We start from the raw sequence: 22,286 nt of genomic DNA on the forward strand, positions 1-22,286 counted from the left end.
CCGGCGTGGGGCCCTTTGGTCAGCGCTTGGCGCGGGAAGCCGCCCGCCCGCGTGCCCGCTGGTCGAGTTCCACCTTGCGGATGCGCACCGTCTCCGGTGTCACCTCGATGCACTCGTCCTCGCGGCAGAATTCCAGGGCCTGCTCCAGCGACAGCTTCCGCGGCGGCACCAGGTTCTCCGTGGTGTCGGCGGAGGCGGCCCGCATATTGGTGAGCTTCTTCTCCTTGGTGATGTTCACGTCCATGTCGTCGGAGCGCGAGTTCTCACCGACGATCATTCCCTCGTAGACCTCGGTGCCGGGCTCGATGAAGATCGTGCCGCGCTCCTGGAGGTTCATCATCGCGAACGGCGTCGCCGAACCGGCCCGGTCGGCGACCAGCGAGCCGCTGCGCCGCGTGCGCAGGTCGCCGAACCACGGCTCGTGGCCCTCGAAGAGGCTGTGCGCGATGCCCGTCCCCCGGGTCTCGGTCAGGAACTCCGTGCGGAAACCGATCAGTCCACGCGCCGGGACGATCCACTCCATGCGGATCCAGCCGGAGCCGTGGTTGGTCATCGTCTCCATGCGGCCCTTGCGCGTCGCCATCAACTGCGTGATGGCGCCCATGTATTCCTCCGGGGCGTCGATCGTCATGCGCTCGACGGGCTCGTGCAGCTTGCCCTCGATCTCCCGGGTGACGACCTCCGGCTTGCCCACCGTCAGCTCGAAGCCCTCACGGCGCATCGTCTCCACGAGGATGGCCAGCGCCAGTTCGCCACGGCCCTGCACCTCCCACGTGTCGGGACGCTCGGTCGGCAGGACCCGCAGTGAGACGTTGCCGATCAGCTCGCGCTCCAGCCGGTCCTTGACCAGGCGGGCGGTGACCTTGTGGCCCTTGCCGCCCTTGCCCACCAGCGGGGAGTTGTTCGTGCCGATCGTCATCGAGATCGCCGGCTCGTCGACGGTGATGAGCGGCAGCGCGATCGGGTTCTCCGGATCGGCGAGGGTCTCGCCGATCATGATGTCGGGGATGCCCGCGACGGCGCAGATGTCGCCGGGCCCGGCCGCCTCGGCGGGCTTGCGGGTCAGCGCGTCCGTCATCAGCAGTTCGGTGATGCGCACTTTCGCCTCGGTGCTGTCGCGCTTCATCCAGGCCACCGTCTGGCCCTTCTTCAGCGTCCCGTTCTTCACGCGCAGCAGTGCGATACGGCCGAGGAAGTTGTCCGCGTCGAGGTTGGTGACGTGGGCCTGGAGCGGCGCGTCCTGCTCGTAGGTGGGAGCGGGCACCGTCTCCAGCACAGTGGTGAAGAACGGTTCGAGGCTGTCGCTGTCCTGCGGGACGCTGCCGTCCTCGGGCTGGGTCAGGGAGGCGATCCCGTCGCGCGCGCACGCGTAGACGATGGGGAACTCGATCTGCTCCTCGTCCGCGTCCAGGTCGAGGAAGAGGTCGTAGGTGTCGTCGACGACCGCGGCGATGCGTGCGTCGGACCTGTCCGTCTTGTTGATGCAGAGAATGACGGGAAGCCGGGCCTCCAGCGCCTTGCGCAGCACGAACCGTGTCTGCGGGAGCGGGCCCTCGGAGGCGTCCACGAGCAGCACGACAGCGTCGACCATCGACAGGCCGCGCTCGACCTCACCGCCGAAGTCGGCGTGACCGGGGGTGTCGATGATGTTGATGACGACGGATTCGCCGTCCTTGGGGTGGTACTTGACCGCGGTGTTCTTCGCGAGAATGGTGATGCCCTTCTCACGCTCCAGGTCGTTGGAGTCCATCATCCGGTCGTCGACGGACTCCAGTTGGTGCGCGGCGAAGGTGCCGGCCTGCTTGAGCATGGCGTCGACCAGGGTGGTCTTCCCGTGGTCGACGTGGGCGACGATGGCGACGTTGCGGATGTCATGGCGCGTGGGCATGGCTGACTGCGCTTCTCCCGGATCGAGGGTGGGACGCGGTGCATCTGTGCCGGTCACGCGCCCTGCCGGGCTGATGTCGCCGCGGCTCCGTCAACCATGGTAGGGGCCGACCCACCCTGGGACCTATTTCAGCCCTCCTCACGGGGGCTACCGCTCGTAGCCGATGTCCTGATATCGGGGCGTGTGGAAGCCGAAGGCTCCCGCGTTGGCGATGCTGTCCCTGGCCGCGACCAGCTGCGGCCGCTGATAGAGGGGCACCGACCCGGCGGCGGCCCAGATCCGGGCGTCCGCGCGCTTGATCAGATCGTTGCGGGCGCCGTCGTCCAGCTCGCTGGAGGCCTCTTCGAAGAGCTGGTCGATCTGGTTGGTTCCCACACGCGTGTAGTTCTGCTCGACCAGCAGCGAGCCGTCCGCCGCCGCCGCGGGCTTGGAGAAGATCGGACGGGCGTCGGTGGCGGGGTAGGCGGTGCCGGGCCAGGAGTACAGGGCCATGTCGTAGTCACCCTGCGAGATGTGGTTCGCGAAGTACTCCTCGTCCGCGACCTCCTTGATCTGCGCACGCACGCCGATCGCCGACAGCTCCTTCGCGATACGCGCGCCCGTGGCCCTGATCGACTCGGAGCCGGGGCCCGCGGGGAGCACGAAGCGCAGCGTGAGCCCCTTGCCCTGCTTGGTCCGCATCACCTTCGCCCCGCCGTCGGAGAGCAGCCGCAGCTCGTCGGCGGTGGCGCGGGCCTGCGATGCCCTCTTCAGGGCGGTGCGCGCCTTGCTCAGCCTGGTCTCCGAGCCGCTCTCCTGTGCCCTGCGCATCTGCGCGCGGGCCGCCTGCGTGAGCAGCGACGCACGCTGCCCCGCGGTGACCGGCGAAAGGGTCAGCGGCTGGCCGGCGAGGCGTTCGGCCTCCGCGGCGCTGACGGGCGCGAGGGCCGGAGCGGGGGCCGCACGGTTGCGCGAGTCACTCTCCGCCGCACCCTCCTCCTTGCTCTGCTCGCCCTGCTTGCCCTGCTTGCCCTGCTTGCCGTCGTCGCCGGTGTCGCTGTCGTCCCCGTCGCCGTCGCCCTTCTTGGCGTCCGCGCCGCCGGTGGGGCTCGGCTGTGCAGCCCCGTCCTTCCAGCCGGCCTCGGCGAGCAGCGACTGGGCCGATTCCACGTCCTGATCGCCGAGCGCGTCGCTGTTGTCGGCGTACCCGTCCTGGTCGATCATCCGCAGGTGGCTGCCGAGCGACTTGACGGGCAGACCCGTACCGCGAAGCGCCCGCTCGGCCAGTGCCTCCCGGTCGATGGCGCGGGCGATCGCGCGCCGTACACGCTCGTCCGCGAGCGGGCCCTTGGAGCCGTTGAGAGCGAGCTGGGTGTAGGCGGGTTCGAAGGCGTGCCGTACGGCGATGTCCCTCAGCCGTCGGTCCTGCCGGGCCCGCTCGCGGGCCCGGGTGTCCGACGCGCGGCTCTCCTCGCCCTCCTGGGAGCCGCGCTTGGCGTCCTCGCCGCCTACCTTCTCGCCCTTGTGCGCTCCGACGATCCGGCGGAGCGTCGCCACGTCGATCTCTGCCAGGTCCAGCTTTCCGCGGGAGAGGGCGGCCTGCCGCTTCTCCCGGGGAACCACGCGCAGGACGATCCGCTTGAGCTTGGCGGGCTCGCCCCACCAGTCCTTGTTCCGCACGAGGGTGACCGAGTCGTCGCCCCCGCGGATCTTCTCGACCCTGAACGGCCCGGCCGACTCGGACAGCGACCTGCGGGCGCCGCCGTTGAAGTCCTTCGCCCGGCCCGTCACGGACTTCGGGTACAGCGGCGTGAACAGCGACTTCCAGTCCGCGTAGGGCTTGCGGAAGACGACCTTCACCTCGTTCGCGCTCGCCCCTTCGGTGACCTTCCGGATGCGGTCGTAGCCCGCGTTGCGCGCGGCCCCGAACGACTTGTGCCTGCCGCTGAGCGCCTTCCACTGCGCCTTGAAGTCGGCGGCGCCGATGGACCGTCCGCCGCTCCACTCCGCCTTGGGGTGGAGCTTGTAGACGACGGTCTGACGCGGCTCACGCTCGGTGACCTCGGCGGCCTCGAGATAGTCCTGGTTGAGCTGTGGGCGGGCTGCGGCGTCGAGAGTGAAGAGCGAGGGCAGGGTGGCGCCGGTGACCCTCTCGGTGGTGGCGTCGGCCGTGGGACGGAAGGCGTTGAGCGTGCTCGGCATCGAGTCGACGGCCCAGCGCAGGGTGCCGCCGGACGCGACCTGTTCGCGGTCCAGGTGGGGCACGTCCGTGGAGGCGCCGCTTCCGCCGCCTTCGGAGGACGGACCGTCGTCGGCGGAGGTGCATCCGGCGAGGGGAAGAAGCGCGCCTGCCACGAGGAGTGCGAGCGAACGCCGTGTGGCTGCGTCGAGGGCTGGCATGGCTGGCATGGCTGAACCTCCGGGGCTGACGCGGACCGACTGTGCGTGCACGCGGGCCTGCGTGAGCACGTTCGGCGGCATAGGCGTTTCATCACATCTATCGCCCACTGAAGGGGAGCCCGCGCTCCGTATCGCGGAGACTCGGCCGGATGACCCGGCACGCCACCCGTGCGGAGGAGGAACGGCCGCAGCGGCACGGGGGCGAGGGGCCGCGGCGGCCGTCGCACGGTCCCTGTCCGCGCTTTCCGGAGGCACCCGGCTCCGATACCTTTGACTCGGTCAAAGAAAGGAAGGGCGATGCCATGCCCAACGGGACGGTCCAGGAGATCCGGGCGTTCAACCGCTTCTACACCAACCTGATCGGCGCGCTCGACTACAGCCGCCACCTCCACACCCCGTACACGCTGACCGAGGCGCGCGTCCTGTACGAACTGGTGCGGGCGCCGCGGACCGAGACCGCCGATCTGCGGGCCGCGCTGTCGGTGGACGCCGGGCAGCTCAGCCGCATGCTCGCCCGGTTCGAGGAGCGGGGACTGGTCAGCCGCACGGTCTCGGCGAGGGACGCCCGGCGCCAGAGCGTGCAGCTGACGGCCGAGGGCCGCCAGGCGGCGCGGCTGCTGGAGGAGCGCTCCGAGCAGGCGGTCGAATCGCTGCTCGAGCGGATGTCCGGGCCGGACCGCGAGCGGCTGGCGAGCACGCTGCTCGCCGCCCGCGGGATCCTCGAGGGCCAGGGCCAGGGCCAGGGGCAGGGGCAGGGCGAGGGCGAGAGGCCGGAGACGGCGGACGGCGGCACGAGTGCCCGGATACGGCTTCGGGCGCCCCGCCCGGGCGACTTCGGCTGGATGATCGAGCGCAACGCGTCGGTGTACGCCGAGGAGTTCGGCTGGGACGGCGGCTACGAGGCGCTCGTCGCCCGCATCGTCGCCGAGTTCGCCGGCGGCCACGACCCGCGCCGCGAGGCGGCTTGGGTGGCCGAGCTGGACGGGCGCCGGGCCGGCAGCGTGATGTGCGTGGCCGGCGGTGCGCCGGAAGTGGCCCGGCTGCGGCTGCTGCTCGTCGATCCGGAAGCCCGCGGCCACCGCATCGGGGAGCGGCTGGTGGAGGAGTGCGTCGGCTTCGCCCGCCGCGCGGGCTACGGCGAGATGGTGCTGTGGACCAATGACGTACTGGCGGCGGCCCGCCGCATCTACCGGCGCGCGGGCTTCGAACTGGTCAGGGAGGAGGCTCACCACAGCTTCGGTCACGACCTGGTCGGGCAGGACTGGCGGCTGGTGCTGTGACGGGGCGCCGGGACGGCTGAGCGGGCCGGGACGGTCACCGGGTTGACCCATAAGGCGGCAGCGGTTTGTGGGCGGCGTGTCCGGACGTTACCCGTACGGGTGAGCGGGGTTGGTGATCGCGCCCCGCACGAGGTAAACCCGTGCAGCGCCCTTCACAACGGGGAGAGTGACGCGCGACACTCGCCATCGCACCTTGACACGCAAGCCGCTCCTGAACACCAGCCAGCCGTCACGACCCGCGGAGGTAGGCCGTTGTCACCTCATACGTCACCTCATACGTCACTGCACGACGACCTGACGGCGGCGCAGCGCTGCCTCGACGAACTCACCCACACCGTGAACCGGCTGGAGAACCATGTCGGCAGCGGCCTGGAGATCCGCCGGGTGCGCAGCGACGCCGAGCACCTGCGCGAGTCCCTGGCGCTGCTGCGGGCCGCGTCACCGGCTGCCGGGGCGAAGAGCGGCGTTCGGCCGGAGATGGTCACCATCCCGGACAAGCCCTACGACCACGGACTGTGGTCGGACGTGGACGACGAGGGGGTGGGCGCCAAGGACCGGCACGCGCCGTAAGCCCGCGCCGCCCGGCTGACCTGCTCCATCCTGACCGCCCCGACTGTTCAAGCGCCCATACCGGAGAAACCGTTGGCCACTGGCACCCAGCCCCAACCGAATACGAGCAACGCGGACGGCACGAGCAGCCCGCCGGGCACCGGCGGCGTCCGTACGGGCACACGCGCCGCCATCGGCGAGCGGCACCTGCGCACCGACCGCTGGTGGCTCGCCCCGGCGAGCACCGCGTTCGGCCTCTTCCTCTTCGTCGTCTACTCGTCCTGGCGGGCGTTCGCGGGCGCCGACTACTACCACGCGCCCTACGTCTCGCCGTTCTACTCCCCCTGCCTGGCCGAGAGCTGCGAGCAGATGCAGGGCGGCCCCAACTGGGCCCTGTTCGGTGAGTGGTGGCCGCTGTCCCCCGCGTTGATCATCCTGATCTTCCCGCTGGGCTTCCGGCTCACCTGCTACTACTACCGCAAGGCCTACTACCGCGGCTTCTGGGCCTCTCCCCCGGCCTGCGCCGTGGCCGAGCCCCACAAGAGCTACAGCGGTGAGACGCGCTTCCCGCTCATCCTGCAGAACCTCCACCGCTACTTCTTCTACGCCGCCGTCCTCGTCGCGGTCATCCTCACCTGGGACACCCTGCTCGGCTTCCGCAACGCGGACTACGAGTGGGGGCACATGGGCCTGGGCACGGTGATCTTCCTCATCAACATCGTGCTGATCTGGGCGTACACCATCTCCTGCCACTCCTGCCGGCACATCGTCGGCGGGCGGCTCAAGCACTTCTCGAAGCATCCGGTGCGGTACCGCATGTGGGGCTGGGTCGGAAAACTCAACGGCCGTCACATGCAGCTCGCGTGGGCTTCACTGCTGAGCGTGGGCGTCGCCGACTTGTACGTGTACCTTCTGGCGACCGGTGTGTTCACCGATCCGCAGCTCTTCTGACCACGCTTCTTCGAGAGGGATGCACCACACATGACGCAAGTCGAACGCCAGCAGTGGGATGTCGTCATCGTCGGGGCGGGCGGTGCGGGGCTGCGGGCCGCGATCGAGGCACGTGAGCAGGGTCTGCGTACGGCGGTGATCTGCAAGTCGCTGTTCGGCAAGGCGCACACGGTGATGGCCGAGGGCGGCATCGCCGCCAGCATGGGCAACGCCAACCCGGGTGACAACTGGGAGGTGCACTTCCGGGACACCATGCGCGGCGGCAAGTTCCTCAACCAGTGGCGGATGGCGGAGCTGCACGCCAAGGAGGCGCCCGAGCGGGTGTGGGAGCTGGAGACCTGGGGGGCGCTGTTCGACCGTACGGCCGACGGCCGCATCTCCCAGCGCAACTTCGGCGGCCACGAGTATCCGCGTCTCGCCCACGTCGGCGACCGCACGGGCCTGGAGCTGATCCGTACGCTCCAGCAGAAGACCGTCGCCCTCCAGCAGGAGGACTACAAGGAGTTCGGGGACTACGAGGCCCGGCTGAAGGTCTTCCAGGAGTGCACCGTCACGCGCATCATGAAGTCCCCCGTGGAGGGCGGCGCCCCTGGTGAGGAGAAGGTCTCCGGCGTCTTCTGCTACGAGCGCGAGTCGGGCCGCTTCTTCGTCATGGAGGCGCCCGCCGTGGTGCTGGCCACCGGCGGCATCGGCAAGTCCTTCAAGGTGACCTCCAACTCGTGGGAGTACACCGGGGACGGGCACGCGCTGGCGCTGCTCGCGGGGGCGTCGCTGATCAACATGGAGTTCGTCCAGTTCCACCCGACCGGGATGGTCTGGCCGCCCTCGGTGAAGGGCATCCTCGTCACCGAGTCGGTGCGCGGCGACGGCGGCGTCCTGCGCAACTCCGAGGGCAAGCGCTTCATGTTCGACTACGTCCCGGACGTCTTCAAGGAGAAGTACGCCGAGTCGGAGGCGGAGGCCGACGGCTGGTACGAGGACCCGGCGAACAACCGCCGCCCGCCCGAACTCCTCCCCCGCGACGAGGTCGCCCGCGCCATCAACGCCGAGGTCAAGGCCGGCCGCGGCTCTCCGCACGGCGGCGTCTTCCTCGACGTCTCGACGCGGATGTCCCCCGAAGTGATCAAGCGCAGGCTGCCCTCCATGCACCACCAGTTCAAGGAACTGGCGGACGTGGACATCACCGCCGAGGCAATGGAGGTCGGCCCCACCTGCCACTACGTGATGGGCGGCGTCGCCGTCGACCCGGACACGGCAGCGGCGGTCGGCGTCACCGGGCTCTACGCGGCGGGCGAGGTCGCCGGCGGTATGCACGGCTCGAACCGGCTCGGCGGCAACTCGCTCTCCGACCTGCTCGTCTTCGGCCGCCGTGCGGGGCTGCACGCCGCGCAGTACGCCGCCGGGCTGGGGGACGAGGCACGGCCGGCGGTGAGCGAGCAGCAGATCGACACGGCCGCCGCCGAGGCTCTGCGCCCGTTCAGCGCCGAGGAGGTCCCGGACGGCGCACCCGCCGAGAACCCCTACTCGCTGCACCAGCACCTCCAGCAGTCCATGAACGACCTCGTCGGCATCATCCGGCGCGACGAGGAGATGACTCAGGCGCTGGAGCGGCTGGCGGAGCTGCGCGTACGGGCGACGTACGCGGGCGTCGAGGGGCACAGGCAGTTCAACCCCGGCTGGCACCTGGCGATCGACCTGCGCAACATGCTGCTGGTCAGCGAGTGCGTGGCGCGTGCCGCGCTGACGCGTACGGAGTCGCGCGGCGGTCACACCCGCGACGACTACCCGGAGATGGACCGCCGCTGGCGGCAGTCCAATCTGGTGTGCACCCTCGCCGACGAGCCGGTCTCGGTGGACGCCTCCACGGAGCCCGGCGAGGCCGCGGAGCGCGCCGACCGCGGACGCATCGACCTGCACCGCCGGGACATGCCGCCGATCCGCCCGGATCTGCTGGAGCTCTTCGAGAAGGAGGAGCTGATCAAGTACCTGACCGACGAGGAGCTGACGACCGAATGAGCGCGGAGACCCACGCCGGCGAGGGAGCGGGTACCCACACGCGCCCCACGGCCGAAGACAGCGGCATCATCGCCCAGGGCACCGGTACACCGGGCGCGGTGGCCGGCGGCGCGCCGGACTCGACCGGCACCAGCTACATCGCGCACTTCCGTGTGTGGCGGGGCGACATCGACGGCGGCGGCCTGGAGGACTTCGAGGTGGAGGTCTTCGAGGGCGAGGTCGTCCTCGACATCGTCCACCGGCTCCAGGCGACGCAGGCCCCCGATCTCGCGGTGCGCTGGAACTGCAAGGCGGGCAAGTGCGGATCGTGCAGCGCGGAGATCAACGGACGGCCGCGGCTGCTGTGCATGACGCGGATGTCGGTCTTCGACCGTGCGGAGACGGTCACGATCACGCCGCTGCGGGCCTTTCCCGTGGTGCGGGACCTGGTCACCAACGTCTCCTACAACTACACCAAGGCCCGCGAGGTGCCGTCCTTCGTGCCGCCGAAGGACCTCGGCCCCGGCGAGTACCGGATGCAGCAGGAGGACGTGGAGCGCTCCCAGGAGTTCCGCAAGTGCATCGAGTGCTTCCTGTGCCAGGACACCTGCCACGTGGTGCGCGACCACGAGGAGAACAAGCAGGCGTTCGCCGGCCCGCGCTTCCTGATGCGGGTCGCCGAGTTGGACATGCACCCGCTGGACGCCGCGGAGGAGTCCGGGCTGGACCGCAAGACCACCGCGCAGGACGAGCACGGACTGGGCTACTGCAACATCACCAAGTGCTGCACCGAGGTCTGCCCCGAGGGCATCAAGATCACGGACAACGCGCTGATCCCGCTCAAGGAGCGGGCCGCGGACCGCAAGTACGACCCGTTGGTCTGGCTCGGCAACAAGATCCGCCGCAGGACGACGTGACGGGGAGTACCTGACACGAACGCGGAAATCCCTCACCCAGCGCGACAGCTCTTGGGCTGAATGTGACGGGGTGTGACGAGTCCGACGGTGTGACAAGGGGCGCACCCGGAGGCCGTGCCACAGCACGCCACCGGTGCGCCCCCTGCCGTGACCTGCCCGGCGGACGCCAGTGGTCGCACCAACGGCGTCCCGGTACAACTGGTCACAAGGCCCGCGGGGCTGGATACGCTGCCCCGAGGGCACATCGGCGACGGTGCGCCCTGTGACCGGCACGCATACGTCCGTACCGCCAGACCTTCCAGACCGTCCGTACCAGCGCAGGGGAACCACGATGAGACGTCGGCACTTCCTCGGGACCGCGGGCAGCCTCGCCGTGGCCGCCGGGATCGGTCCCAGTTCCGCCCCGGCCCTCGCGGCCTCCCCCTTCGCCGTGAGCAAGGCCGGGCCGCCCACCGTGACACCCGAGGACCTCCGTTTCCGGCCACGCAAGCTGCGTCCGGGCAGTCCCGGCCGCGCGGGACTGCTGCGCGACCAGGTCGAGCGCATGGTCCCCGCGGCGGAGAGGTACATGCGCCCGGGCCCCGGACGGCCCACCCCCTCGCACCCGGGATTCGTGCTGCTCGCCGCGAAGGACGGCGTCGTCGTGGAGCACGCCGCACGGGGTCACGCGCTGCGCTACGCGAGCTGGGACGAGGCGGCGGGCACGGCGGAGGAGCTGCCGCGCGGGGAGTGGGTGTCCATGCGCGAGGACACGATCTTCGACGTGGCGTCCGTCTCGAAGCTGTTCACCTCGGTCGTGCTGGTGAGCCAGGCCGAAGAGGGCACCCTCGACCTCGACGCCCGGGTGGCGGAGTACCTGCCGGCGTTCGACCAGAGCGACCCCGCCAAGTCCCCCATCGTGGTACGGCAGCTGGTCAGCCACACCTCGGGCATGAAGCCCGACATGGACCTGGAGCCCTACCCGGACAACGACGCTCGCTTCGCCGCCGTGTTCAAGGAGCCGCTCCAGAGCGCACCGGGTGAGGAGTACGCCTACTCCGACCTCAATCTCATCACCGCGGCCCGTCTCCTGGAGGAGGTCACCGGCGAAGGCTTCGACGACCTGGTCGCCCGGCTGATCACCGGACCCCTGGGGATGGACGACACCGGGTTCAACCCTCCGGCCTCCAAGCTGGACCGGATCGCCGCGACCGAGTACATGCCGTGGACCGGACGCGGCATGGTGCGCGGTTCCGTGCACGACGAGAAGGCGTACTACCTGGGTGGCGTGGCCGGTCACGCCGGAGTCTTCTCCACGGCCCGCGACCTGGCCGTCTTCGGTCAGATGGTGCTCAACGGCGGCACCTACGGGGGCCACCGGGTACTCGGCGAGAAGTGGGTGCGCGCCATGCTCACCAACCAGAACCCGGGCATGGGCGCCGAGGCCGCACGCGGCCTGGGCTGGCAGCTCGACCAGCGCTTCTACATGGACGCCATGTCCTCGCCCGTCACCTTCGGCCACACCGGCTTCACCGGTCCGTGTCTGGTGGCCGACCCGATCGAGGGCACCCTCTTCGTGCTGATGGCCAACCGGGTGCACCCAACCCGCGACTGGGGTACCGAGAGCGTCTACCGCCGCGCTCCGGCACGGCATCTGGCACGCGCCGTGCCCGTGCGTCCCGCCGTCTCACCTGCCGCCTGGTACTCCGGGCAGCGCGACGAGAGCACCGGCACGCTCCAGGTCCCGCTGAAGCGCGCCGTGAAGGACGACGCCTCGCTGCGCTTCCGGCTGTGGTACGACACGGAGCCGTCCGACGTCTGCACGGTGGAGGCCACGACGGACGACGCTGCCGGTGAGGGTGCCGACTGGCGCGCGGTGCCTCTGCGGCTGCGGGCTGCGGAGCACCGCTGGGAGAACGAGGGCGAGTTCTCGGGATTCTCCGGACGCCGGTGGCTGCGCGCCGAGGGGAAGCTGCCCGACGGGGTGACGGCTGTGCGCTGGCGCAGTGCCACGGACGAGGACCAGCAGGGCAGGGGCGTCTACGTGGACGACATCCGTGTTCTGGACGACGGCCGTCCCGTCTTCATGAGTGTCCGGCCGCGGGACAACGCCCGTATCCGCGCCGAGGGCTGGAAGCTCTCCGAGAACTGAGCAGCGGAGGGTCGCGGCCCTCCCGGGTCGCTGCCGTGGAGCCGCCCGCCGCCCGGGGCCTCGCGCTGCGGGGCTTCCGGGCGCAGGGCGCGGGCCTCCGGGCGCAGGACTCCGGGCTCAGCACTCAGCGCTCAGAACAGGCTGAGCAGCGCCTCTGTCGGATCGGCCGGTTTGGAGTCCCGCCCGGGGCGGTCGAGTTCGAACCAGACGGTCTTTCCCCGGTGCGTACGCCTGCTGCCCCACCCCGTGCTCAGCAGCCCCACCAACTGCAGTCCCCTGCCGCCCTCGTCGGTCACCTGGGCGCGGCGGCGACGGGGCTGGACCAGTCCGGAGTCCCAGACCTCGCACACGAGCGTACGGTCCAGCAGCAGCCGCAGGCGTATGTCGCCCTTGCCGTGGCGCAGTGCGTTCGTCACCAGTTCGCTGACGAGCAGCTCGGCCGTGTCGGCCAGGCCGTCCAGGTCCCATGCGGTGAGCTGATCACGGGTCAGCTCGCGGGCGCGGGCGACGGAGCGGGGCTCGGCCGAGAGCGTCCAGTCCCCCACGGCGCCGTCCGGCAGGCCCTGCACACGGGCCACCAGAAGGGCTATGTCGTCCTCACCGTGGTGGACGTCGAGCGTGGTCAGCACCCGGTCGGCGACGTTCTCCAGCGATTCGGTGGCGTCGGTGAGGGTCGCGCGCAACGCGCCGAGGCCCTCGTCGATGGGGTGTTCGCGGGATTCGACGAGCCCGTCCGTGTAGAGCGCGATCATCGCGCCGTCCGGCAGATCTATCTCGATCTCCTCGAACGGCTCGCCGCCCACGCCGAGCGGGACACCCTTGGGTACCTCCAGCATCAGCGCCGGCTCGTCCGGTTCGACGAGTACGGGCGGAAGGTGGCCGGCGTTGGCGATCGTGCAGCGGCGGGAGACGGGGTCGTAGACGGCGAAGATGCATGTGGCGAGGTAGACCTCCGACAGGTCGTCGCCGCCGCCGCGCTGCGAGCCGGGCGTGTCCCCCAGGCCGCGGGCTATCTCGTCCAGGGCGCCCAGCACCTCTGCGGGCTCCATGTCGGTCGTCAAGGCCAACGTCCGTACGGCGGTGCGCAGTTCGCCCATGGCGACGGCGGCCCGCAGCCCTCGTCCCATCACGTCGCCGACGACGACGGCCGTGCGGTGCCCGGGCAGTTCGACCACGTCGAACCAGTCCCCGCCGACCTCGGTGGCCGGGTTGCCGGGCAGGTACCGGCAGGCGATGTCCAGCCCGGCGGCCTCCGGGTCACCGGGCGGGAGCAGGCTGCGCTGGAGGATCAGGGCCCGTTCGTGCTCTCTGCGGTAGAGGCGGGCGTTGTCGATGCACACCGCGGCGCGGGAGGCCAGTTCGGCGGCGAGGGCGGCGTCCCGTTCCCCGAACGGTTCGCTGCCCTTGACCCGGGAGAACTGCACGAGTCCGAGCACACGGTCACGGGCGACCATCGGCACGGCCAGCGTCGACTGCACGATGGCGCCGAACTGGACCGGGATCGTGCCGTCCTGACCCGCGATGTGCTGTACGCGTCCGGTGCGCAGCGCGTTGGCGCAGGGAGTGTGGAAGGGATAGCAATGGGTCGCGCCCACGGTGACCGGGCTCGAAGTGGTCGTGCCCGTCTGCCCGTCACGGGTCAGCGACGGAGGTGCCTCGGACACCGAGCTGGCGAACCCGACGCGGCGCAGCTCACCGCTGCCGTCGCCCGGACCGACGGGCGGCGGCTCGTCGCCCGCGAGGACTTCTCCGTACAGGTCGACGGACGCGAGATCGCAGAACTGCGGAACGCCCACGTCCAGCAGCTCCCGGGCGGTGGTCTCCAGGTCGAGCGAATTACCGATACGGGCGCCCGCCGCGTTGAGGAGAGCGAGAGCGCGGCGTACGTCGTCCGGCTTGCCTGCCGCCTCCACTGGGATATCGCTCAACGCCGCCCCTTCCCGTGACCAGTGTGGCACCGGTTCTGAGCAGTGTGGCAGGAGTAGGGCACCCGGAACACGCTCTTCCCGATCGCCGCGCGATTTTGTGCGGTTACTGTCGCTCCGGACAACAACCCGTGCGGCCTCACACCTCCGTGCAGTCCCCCCTGTCATCTGCAGGGACACCAGACTCCTAACCCGGCCGGGCCTGTTCGAACCATTTTGTGCGAGGGCGCACAGCAGGAGCAGAGATGCGGGCCGCAACAAGGCGCGCTGGACGGGTGAGCAGCCGTGCGCCCCTCGAAACCCGTTCAGGGAAGGGCGAGTTCGAACCAGACGGTCTTACCCATCGGTCCGTGCCGCGTGCCCCAGCGGCGCGCCTCCCGCGCCACGAGCCGGATGCCGCGGCCGCCCTCGTCGTCGGGCAGGGCGCTGCGCTCCCGCGGCGGGTCGGGGAGCGGGTCGGAGACCTCGACGAGCAGTGAAGCGCCGCGCACCATACGGACGCCGATCGGACCGTGCGCGTACCGCATGGAGTTGGTGACCAGTTCGCTGACGAGCAGCACGCTCGCGTCCTCCAGCGCCTCCAGCCCCCACTCGCGCAGCGTCCGCCGTACGACCTCCCGTGCCCGGCGTACGGCGTAGCTCTCGGCCGGGAACGTCCAGGAGGCGGCGCTGCCCTGGGGCAGCCCGCCCAGCTTCGCCATCAACAGGGCGACGTCGTCGTTGGGTTGGGAGGACGTCCGCCCGTCGAGGTCCTCGATGACGCCGTCGCAGGCCTCCTCCAGGGTGACGGGGATGTCCGTGTCATCCTCGCCGGGGCCGCCCGAGAGCATCGCGCACAGACGGTCGATGCCCTCGGTGATGTCCTCGCCCCGCGACTCGATGAGCCCGTCGGAGTAGAGAACGAGCACCGAGCCCTCCACCACGTCGAGTTCGAAGGACTCGAAGGGGACGCCACCCACCCCGAGCGGCGCACCCGAGGGCAGGTCCAACGCGTGCGCCTCCCAGCCGCCCTCGACGGTCTCGGTGAGCAGCAGGGGCGGCGGGTGGCCGGCCTTGGCCATGCTGCACCGCCGCGTCGAAGGGTCGTAGACGGCGTAGACGCAGGTGGCGATGAGGGGATCGTCGGTGCTCTGGACGAAGTCGTCGGCGAGGTCGTTGACTCGCCGGAGCAGCTCGTCGGGCGACAGGTCGAGCCCGGCGAGCGTACGGACCGCCGTGCGCAGCCGGCCCATCGTCACGGCCGCGTGCAGCCCGTGCCCCATCACGTCCCCCACGACGAAGGCGACCCGGCCGCCGGCCAGCGGGATGACGTCGAACCAGTCCCCGCCGACCTCGGTGCCGCTGCTTCCGGGCACGTACCGGTAGGCGACGCGCACGCCGGGCGGCTCGGGGACCTTCTGCGGCAGCAGACTGCGCTGGAGCATCAACGCCCCCGCGCGCTCACGGGCGTAGAGGCGGGCGTTGTCGAGCGAGATACCGGCCCGGTCGGCCAGCTCCATGGCCAGGGCTATGTCGTCGCGGCCGAACTGCTCGCGGCCCTCGGCACGGCTGACGACGAGGAGGCCGAGCACGACGCCCCGCGCCCGCAGCGGCAGCGCCATCAGTGAGTGGATGTTCAGATCGAGCGCCGCCTGCATCTTGGGATCGCCGGGATACGTGGCGGCGAGCAACTCCCTCGGCGACGACGCCAGATGGGGGACTCCGCTGGCCAGGGTGCGGCCGAAGAAGGAGTCCGCGAGGAAAGGGACGTCCTGCCCGACGCGCAGCATGCGGGTCACGGTCGGCCCTTCGTCACGTGCGGCGACGCCGAGCTGGAAGAGCGGGGTACCGGTGAGCAGTTCGATGTCGGGCAGGTCTCCGCCGTGCGCGGCGGCACCGATGAGCATCACGCCCGCGTAGTCGGCGAGGCGCGGGACGAGGCTGGAGGCGAGGGCCTGCGAGATGGCGGTCACGTCGAACCGGTCCGCGAGCCCGACGCCGACGTCGTCGAGCAGGGCCAGCCGCTCCCGCGCGGCCTCGATCTTCTCCAGCGCCTCCCGCCGCTCGGTGATGTCCATGAACACGCAGCTGACGCCGAGCACCTCGCCCTTGTCGCTGGTGAGGCGGCTGTAGGAGACGGAGCGCGAGCCCGGACGTCCCTCCGGTGCGGGCATCACCACGTCGACGACGGGGCGGCCCGTCTCCAGCACGGTCGACTGGACGGTCGAGACCTCCTCGGCCATCCAGGAGGGCAGCACCTCGTAGACGGTCCTGCCGAGATGCTCCTCCACGGAGAGCTGATCGAGCCGGGCGAGAGCCTCGTTGACGCGGATGTAGCGCTTGTCGTTGTCGAAGACGGCGATGCCCAGCGGGGAGGACTCGAAGAGCGCGTCGAGAGCCGCCAGGTCGTGCTCGACGGAGCGGATCCGGCTCGTCTCGACGATGTTGGCGAGGATGACGGGGTGGGCCGCGGTGTCGTACAGGAGGGAGACGCGGCCCTCGACCAGGACCCGGTGACCGGCGCTGTGCAGGATGTTCATCGTGCCCCGCCAGCGGCGTTCACGCCGCAGGGCCGCGTCGCGCCTGTGCTCTCCCTCGTCGTATCCGTCCTGGAGGAAGTCCTGGATGCGGCAGCCCACGACCTGCTCGGCTCGCCAGCCGAGGATCTCCTCCGTCATCGGGTTCCAGAGCAGGATTCGTCCGTCCCCGTCGAGCATGACGGTTCCGACCCGGAGGGTGTCGAGGATCGAGGCCACTCCCTCGGAGGGTCCTGTGCTCACCACCGCCCACGTCCCTGATCGGGTAGCTGACCGCCCGGCCGTTCCGGGCGGGCTGGACCGAATAAGTCCATATACCCGATTTTGGGCTCAGTCAGGCGTACTCGCCGCTCGCACGCTCCAGGGGCTCGACCAGATAGCTGCCGTGACCGCCTCCGGCTTCATCCCCGCCCCCTCCACTCCCCCCGAGCCGGTCGGCGACCCGCTGTGCCTCCGTGCGGGTGGCGTAACTGCCCACCCGGTAGCGATTGCCGTCGCCGTCCTCACGTATGACGTGCCACGGCAGCACGGCGTCGCCGTCACCACTCACGCTTCGCATATGCCGGAGCTTACGCCCGGCCCTCACTCAGCGCATTCGACTTGGCACAACGAGACATCGATTTCGGCCATGCGTTCCCACGGGGAACGTGGCAGGCGCCCGCTACTTCACCGGCAGGTGGTACGAGACACGGAAGCGGTCCGCCGGCACGACCACGTCCGCCGTCTCGACGGCCCGCCCGCCCGCGAAGAACGTACGGGTGACCACCAGCACCGCCAGCCCCGGCACGCCCCCCAGTTCGGTCATCTCCTCGGCGAGACCCGGCCGCGCGCCGACCTCCTCGACGACGTTGTCCACCACGACGTCGATGGCGGCCATCCGCTCCACCACACCCTTGCCGCCCAGCGGGCCGTCCTCGGGCAGCACCACGGGCGTACGCCCGGTGACGGACAGCGGCTCCCAGGAGGTGGAGAGCATCGAGGGCTCACCCTCCACACGGAAGAGATACCGGGTGCGCATCACGCGCTCGCCCGGCTCGATACGCAGCCGTTCCGCCGTGAGCGGGCTCGCGTCCTCCTGCTCGCTGTGCGACTCCCAGGTGCCCTTCACGTCCTCGTCGGACTGCTCCTGCCGGAAGGGTGAGGACTCACCGAGCGCGCGGTAGCCGGTTCGGGAGACGCGGCGCGGGACCGCATGCTCACGGACGTAGGTCCCCGAGCCGGAACGGCCCTCGACGAGCCCTTCGGCCATGAGCACCTTGCGCGCCTCCAGGGCGACGGTGTCGGAGACGCCGTACTCCGCGCGGATTCTGGCCTGGGAGGGCAGCCGGGTGTGCGGCGGCAGATCACCACCGACGATCTTCTGTCGCAGATCCCCGGCCACGCGCAGATAAGCGGGCTGTTCACCGAACGGCATGGGCTGCCCTCCCGTCGTGACACGACTCCGGCGAGGAGCCGGAACTCGCCCCGACAAGTAGCCAGGTTGACAATGGGCAACAGCTTGGCAACTCACGGTTGCCGCCCGCAACTTACGCCCAAAGATTCACTCGAAGTGATGAGTAGCTGCTCAGGGCCTCCACACACCATCTCCAAGCGTCCACATTCCCCGGCTCGGACCTCCCCCGCGGGAGCTTCCGCGGGAGCCCCCGCCGCAGCCGCCGCAGCCGCCGCAGCCGCAGAGCCCGCTCACAGCGCCCGGGCGTCGACTGTCACGCCGGCGGCCCGCAACCGCTCCGTGAGAGCGTCACCGAGGGCGGTCGCGGGCGTGAGCACACCACCTGCCGCGGCGGGCAGCGCAGCCCGGTCGTGCACGAGGGCGAGAGCGGACTCGCCGAGCATCACGGCCGTCGCGCTGTAGCCGGGATCGCCCTGTGCCCGGAAACGTACGGCGTAGCGGGCACCGGTCGTGGTGACGGTGAAGGTGTCGAAGGTGAAGTGCCCCTTCTCCCGGGTCCGCGGGCCGGGCCCCTCACCGGGCTTGGGCAGGACCCTGTCCAGCAGACGGCGCGTGGGGGGAAAGCTCAGGCCGGCCAGAACGGCGCCCAGCGCCCCGGCCACTCCGGCCGCGAAGAGCGGCGAGAGCGGGGAGCGGCCGGCACTCATCGCCTCGCGGTAGCGGAAACGGCTGCCGTAGGCGTGGCCACGCAGGGCGTCGCTGCGGCGGACGACGCGGTTGTTGAAGGGAGCCATGGGAAACGGGGCGAGCGTGCCGCGCAGCGGGGTGCCGGCCTTGCGGGCGCTGCCCAGGACGAGGTCGCTCTGGCGGCCGGCATCGGGCTCGGCGGCACGGTCGGGGCTGAGCGTGTAGGGGTCCATCGCGAGCCGGCGCGCCTGACGGTCCTTCCTCATGGTGTCGACCTGCCGCCGCACCGAGTCGATCGTGCCGCCGCTGACACCGCCGCTGACGGCGGTGAGGACCGAGATGGTCTCCGCGAGTTCGCCGGCGCCGTCGGCGCGGACCCTCTCGTGGAGCGTATGCACGTTGATGTCGGAGGGAACGGAGTCGAAACCGCAGGCGTGGACGATGCGGGCCCCCGTGGAGGACGCCGTCCCGTGGTGGGCGTCGATGCTCTCGCGGACGAAGAGGGCCTCGCCGCACAGATCGACGTAGTCCGTGCCGGCCCGGGCGCAGACGCCGACGAGCGTACGGCCGTACTCGACGTAGGGCCCGACCGTGGTGATGACCACGTGGGCGGCGCCGGCGATCTTCTCCAGGGCGGGGCGGTCGCCCGCCTCCGCCACGAACAGGGGCCAGTCGCGGGCGCGTTCGCCGAGACTGCCGCGGAGCGCGGAGAGCTTCTCCTCGCTGCGTCCGGCCAGCGCGATCCGGGTGCCCTCCGGCGCGGTCCGCTCGAGGTGGCGGGCGACGAGGGCGCCGACGAAGCCGGTCGCGCCGTACACGACGACGTCGAGGTCGCGGACGCGGGGACGGGGGCCGGTGTCAGTCATGGCGGGGTCCTTCCGGCGAAGCAGTGGTCGAACGTCCCCCGGGGCGGCGGGGGCCGCCCCCTGCCCGGAGGGCCGACGGGCCGCCTCGCCCGTGCGGGACGGTCAATCATCTCCCGGGGCGGCGTGGTGCCGGCGTACGGGGCCGCCCGGCCGGTGGCGGGCGGCGTGGGCGGCTCGGCGAGACGCCGCGGGCCTCCGCGCACGGGCCATGGCCCGTACCGCGTCGGGTCACGGTGGCGGACGGCCTCAGCGTGCGCCCTCCCCGCCCTCCCGGTACCGGCCGGCGCCGGGCCCGCCCGGCCGAACGGCCTCCCGCTCACCGGGATGCCGGGACGTCCCCGGACCGGTGACCGGGGCGAGCAGCGCGATGGTCACCGCGGCGAGCGCCAGAACGCCCAGCGCGGCGGGCAGTCCGACGACAGTCGCCAGGCCCCCGATGACCGGCGAGACCAGCAGCCAGCCCAGATTGCCCGCGAAGCCGACCTGCCCCATCGCCAGGGCCGGATGCGGAAGTGCCCCCGCCGCCGTGAACGCGCCGGGGAAGACGGCGCTGATCCCCGCACCCGCGACCACGAGCGCCGCCAGCATCACGAGGGGGTGGCCCAGCAGCAGGGCGACGGTGAGTGCGGCCGCGCAGCACAGCGTCCCGGCGCGGATCAGGCGCACCCACCCCAGCCGGTTCACGAGCCGGTCGTTGAGCAGCCGCGTGACGACGCCCCCGGCCGAGAAGGCGGCATAGCCGGCGGCGGCCAGCGCGGCATCGGCTCCCACCTGCCGCAGATAGACGCCGCTCCAGGACGCCGGTGCGTCCTCCACGAGAGAGGCGAGGAAGGTCATCACCGCAAGCAGCAGCACAAGGGACCGGCTGTTCGTCTGCGGGGGTTCGCCGAGGTCCGGAGCGGGGGAAGCAGGGGGCCGGCCGGTGGGCTCCTCCCGGAAACGCGCTGCCTCCCCCGGCTGCTCGCCCTGCTGCCGATCCGGCGGCTCGCCCCGCTGCCCGTCCGGTGGGAGGCCGCAGGCCGCGAGCGCCGATATGACGCCGAGCACCACGGCCATCAGCACGAACTGCGTCGTCAGGTCCAGCCCCAGGCCGGCGGTGGCGACTCCCGCCAGGCCGCCCGCCACCGCGCCCATGCTGCGGATGGCGTGCATGGAGTTCATGACCGTACGTCCGTACCGGTGCTGCACGACGACTGCCTGGGCGTTCATCGCGACCGAGGTGCATCCGTCGGCCGCGCCGAGCAGCAACAGCAGTACCAGCAGCGGCCAGGCGGAGTCCGCCGCCGGGATCAGGCCCAGAGGAACGCTGAGACCCACCGGGGCGAGCGCGCTCACCGCGCGGCTCCCGAGCCGGTGCACCAGCAGTCCGCCTGCCTGGCTGCCGGCGAGAGCTCCCACGCCGGGACCGGCCAGTACGAGGCCCAGCACCCCCGCGGACAGGTGAAGATCGTCCTTCACCGACGGAACGCGCGCCGCCCAGGAGGCGAAGACCGCGCCGTGCACGAAGAAGATCGCCGACACGGCGAGCCGTGCGCGCCGCAGCCGGGTGGGAACGGGGACGTGCTCGGAGCGCACCTGGCGACTCCCCCTCTGTCCACACGCCGCCGGTGGACACGGTGGTGAACGTCCCGCCGGACAGCTGAACGACGGGCCCCGTCCACTGTGTCATCCGCCCGGCACCGCCCGAGGACGTCTCGAAGATCCGGGCGGCGGACGACGTGATGCACCCACGGGCCCCTGCGAATCCGGGAGTTGCTCCCCTTCCCCTGAGCTTTCCGGTGCTTGATCCACCGCCTCGCCGCGCAGATCCTGTACCCGCCGGGCCATGTGCGCGGCGACGGCGTCGGCGGATTCGCCGAGTAAGGGCGTGGGCGGCTGTCGGGGCATCCGGGCACCTACGAGGTCGGTCGGCCGCCCCGCAGCGAGACCGCGACCAGCTCAATGTCCGGGACGGTACTGAGTACAGCGGTCAAGCCGCGTACCAGGGAGTCATGATCACGATTCCCGAAGGGCTCGATCGTGGCTGTCAGAACACCAGCGGCGAACTCGCCGCTCCGGCAGCCCGGTCGAACGTCCGACTGTCCGGTGGACGCCCCGGGCGGTACTGGGACAACGCCCTCGCTGGGTCCTTCTTCGCCACCTGAAGAACGATCTGCCCGGCGGCCGGCCCTGGCCCAGCCCGGCCGCAGCCCACACGGCGCCCTTCCGCAGCCTGACCCCCGCTCAACGGTGTCCGCCAAACGGATCAATCCCACCGTTCCTGGCCCGGATGCGGGCCGCTCCGCTCATCAAACGGCGACACCGGTGTTCTGCCCGGCACAGATCCACCAGTCCCCGTCCCGCCTCACCAGGACCCAGGTGCCCACGTTGACGCGTTCGGTGCCTGCTGTCTCGATCGGTTGCCGGAAGAAAACCATGGCGACGTCCGGGGCCGGAAAGGTGACCCGCTCGATTTCGTACCAGGTGCGGATGCCATCCGTCGGAACCGCAAGGCGCTCACGGTGATAGGCGTGGAGGTCGTCCCAGCCTACGAAGCGCGCGCCGTTCACAGCCGTGAAAACGACGTCCTCGGTGAACCGGGCGTCGAATCCCGCGGCGTCGGCCTCGCGGAATGCGTTCTCCAGCTCCGTGAAGATCTCCTCTATACGTCGTGAGTCCCGCTGCTGGGACAGAGCGCCTTGGCCGCTCGGCCGGTCGGTCATCCTGTGCTCCTGATGTGACGGTTCAACTTCAGGCGTTCTCCCCGCGGGGAGTGGCCTCGCCCTGGGTATCGCGGCGGTGCTCTCGGCCGGATGAGTTCGAGGGCGGG

16 protein-coding genes are annotated in these 22,286 nt (G+C 70.9%); 7 read left to right on the forward strand and 9 right to left on the reverse strand.

All coding sequences use genetic code 11. The features are described 5' to 3' along the window. Positions 1-19: 19 nt before the first annotated feature. Both typA and H343_RS0109365 read right to left on the reverse strand, forming a co-directional pair. Positions 20-1,888 carry a translational GTPase TypA gene (gene typA / locus H343_RS0109360; RefSeq protein ID WP_028430912.1) on the reverse strand — a complete coding sequence of 623 codons (1,869 nt, stop codon included), beginning with the start codon at positions 1,886-1,888 and terminating at the stop codon, positions 20-22. Positions 1,889-2,035: 147 nt separating this feature from the next. Beyond that, complete coding sequence (locus tag H343_RS0109365; RefSeq protein WP_037903259.1) at positions 2,036-4,276, reverse strand: ABC transporter family substrate-binding protein; 2,241 nt, start codon at positions 4,274-4,276, stop codon at positions 2,036-2,038. 293 nt (positions 4,277-4,569) lie between these two features. Between H343_RS0109365 and H343_RS0109370 the strand changes: the two genes are divergently transcribed. The 6 genes from H343_RS0109370 to H343_RS0109395 all read left to right on the forward strand — a co-directional run bounded on the left by H343_RS0109370 (position 4,570) and on the right by H343_RS0109395 (position 12,090). Further along, entirely contained in the window at positions 4,570-5,547 is a 978-nt protein-coding gene (locus H343_RS0109370; RefSeq protein WP_028430914.1) for a bifunctional helix-turn-helix transcriptional regulator/GNAT family N-acetyltransferase, read from the forward strand. A 252-nt stretch (positions 5,548-5,799) separates the two neighbouring features. Beyond that, on the forward strand, positions 5,800-6,117 hold the full coding sequence (locus tag H343_RS0109375; RefSeq protein ID WP_028430915.1) for a hypothetical protein: 318 nt from the start codon (positions 5,800-5,802) through the stop codon (positions 6,115-6,117). A 72-nt stretch (positions 6,118-6,189) separates the two neighbouring features. After that, a complete protein-coding gene (locus tag H343_RS0109380; protein ID WP_028430916.1) occupies positions 6,190-7,047 on the forward strand; it encodes a hypothetical protein in 858 nt (285 codons plus the stop codon). A 30-nt stretch (positions 7,048-7,077) separates the two neighbouring features. Then, positions 7,078-9,063, forward strand: a complete 1,986-nt coding sequence (locus H343_RS0109385; RefSeq protein WP_028430917.1) for a fumarate reductase/succinate dehydrogenase flavoprotein subunit — start codon at positions 7,078-7,080, stop codon at positions 9,061-9,063. Further along, positions 9,060-9,959 carry a succinate dehydrogenase/fumarate reductase iron-sulfur subunit gene (locus tag H343_RS0109390; RefSeq protein WP_486586836.1) on the forward strand — a complete coding sequence of 300 codons (900 nt, stop codon included), beginning with the start codon at positions 9,060-9,062 and terminating at the stop codon, positions 9,957-9,959. Before H343_RS0109385 ends, H343_RS0109390 begins: the two co-directional genes overlap by 4 nt. Positions 9,960-10,290: 331 nt before the next feature. Next, positions 10,291-12,090, forward strand: a complete 1,800-nt coding sequence (locus H343_RS0109395; RefSeq protein ID WP_028430919.1) for a serine hydrolase — start codon at positions 10,291-10,293, stop codon at positions 12,088-12,090. A 131-nt stretch (positions 12,091-12,221) separates the two neighbouring features. Here the strand turns inward: H343_RS0109395 and H343_RS29820 are convergent, their stop codons facing one another. The 6 genes from H343_RS29820 to H343_RS29825 all read right to left on the reverse strand — a co-directional run bounded on the left by H343_RS29820 (position 12,222) and on the right by H343_RS29825 (position 21,052). Continuing rightward, positions 12,222-14,018 (reverse strand): SpoIIE family protein phosphatase, encoded by a 1,797-nt coding sequence (locus tag H343_RS29820; RefSeq protein ID WP_078505290.1) that lies wholly within the window; start codon positions 14,016-14,018, stop codon positions 12,222-12,224. Between the two features lie 302 nt (positions 14,019-14,320). After that, complete coding sequence (locus H343_RS0109405; protein WP_486586837.1) at positions 14,321-16,774, reverse strand: SpoIIE family protein phosphatase; 2,454 nt, start codon at positions 16,772-16,774, stop codon at positions 14,321-14,323. A 91-nt stretch (positions 16,775-16,865) separates the two neighbouring features. Continuing rightward, positions 16,866-17,090 carry an SPOR domain-containing protein gene (locus tag H343_RS0109410; protein WP_078505292.1) on the reverse strand — a complete coding sequence of 75 codons (225 nt, stop codon included), beginning with the start codon at positions 17,088-17,090 and terminating at the stop codon, positions 16,866-16,868. A gap of 102 nt (positions 17,091-17,192) precedes the next feature. After that, positions 17,193-17,945: a GntR family transcriptional regulator gene (locus H343_RS0109415; RefSeq protein WP_028430922.1), complete on the reverse strand. Its 753-nt coding sequence runs from the start codon at positions 17,943-17,945 to the stop codon at positions 17,193-17,195. Positions 17,946-18,214: 269 nt separating this feature from the next. Then, positions 18,215-19,477: a saccharopine dehydrogenase NADP-binding domain-containing protein gene (locus H343_RS0109420; protein WP_028430923.1), complete on the reverse strand. Its 1,263-nt coding sequence runs from the start codon at positions 19,475-19,477 to the stop codon at positions 18,215-18,217. Between the two features lie 246 nt (positions 19,478-19,723). After that, entirely contained in the window at positions 19,724-21,052 is a 1,329-nt protein-coding gene (locus H343_RS29825) for an MFS transporter (RefSeq protein ID WP_051264870.1), read from the reverse strand. 416 nt (positions 21,053-21,468) lie between these two features. On the opposite strand from H343_RS29825, the gene H343_RS35255 reads away from it, so the two are divergent. Continuing rightward, complete coding sequence (locus tag H343_RS35255; RefSeq protein WP_158679539.1) at positions 21,469-21,621, forward strand: hypothetical protein; 153 nt, start codon at positions 21,469-21,471, stop codon at positions 21,619-21,621. Between the two features lie 144 nt (positions 21,622-21,765). Here H343_RS35255 and H343_RS0109435 read toward each other — a convergent pair whose 3' ends face one another. Beyond that, the gene (locus tag H343_RS0109435; RefSeq protein ID WP_037903114.1) at positions 21,766-22,179 is read right to left on the reverse strand and encodes an SgcJ/EcaC family oxidoreductase; all 414 of its coding nucleotides are present in this window, start codon (positions 22,177-22,179) and stop codon (positions 21,766-21,768) included. Between the last annotated feature and the right edge of the window lie 107 nt (positions 22,180-22,286).

This window comes from Streptomyces sp. TAA204 (genome assembly GCF_000424965.1).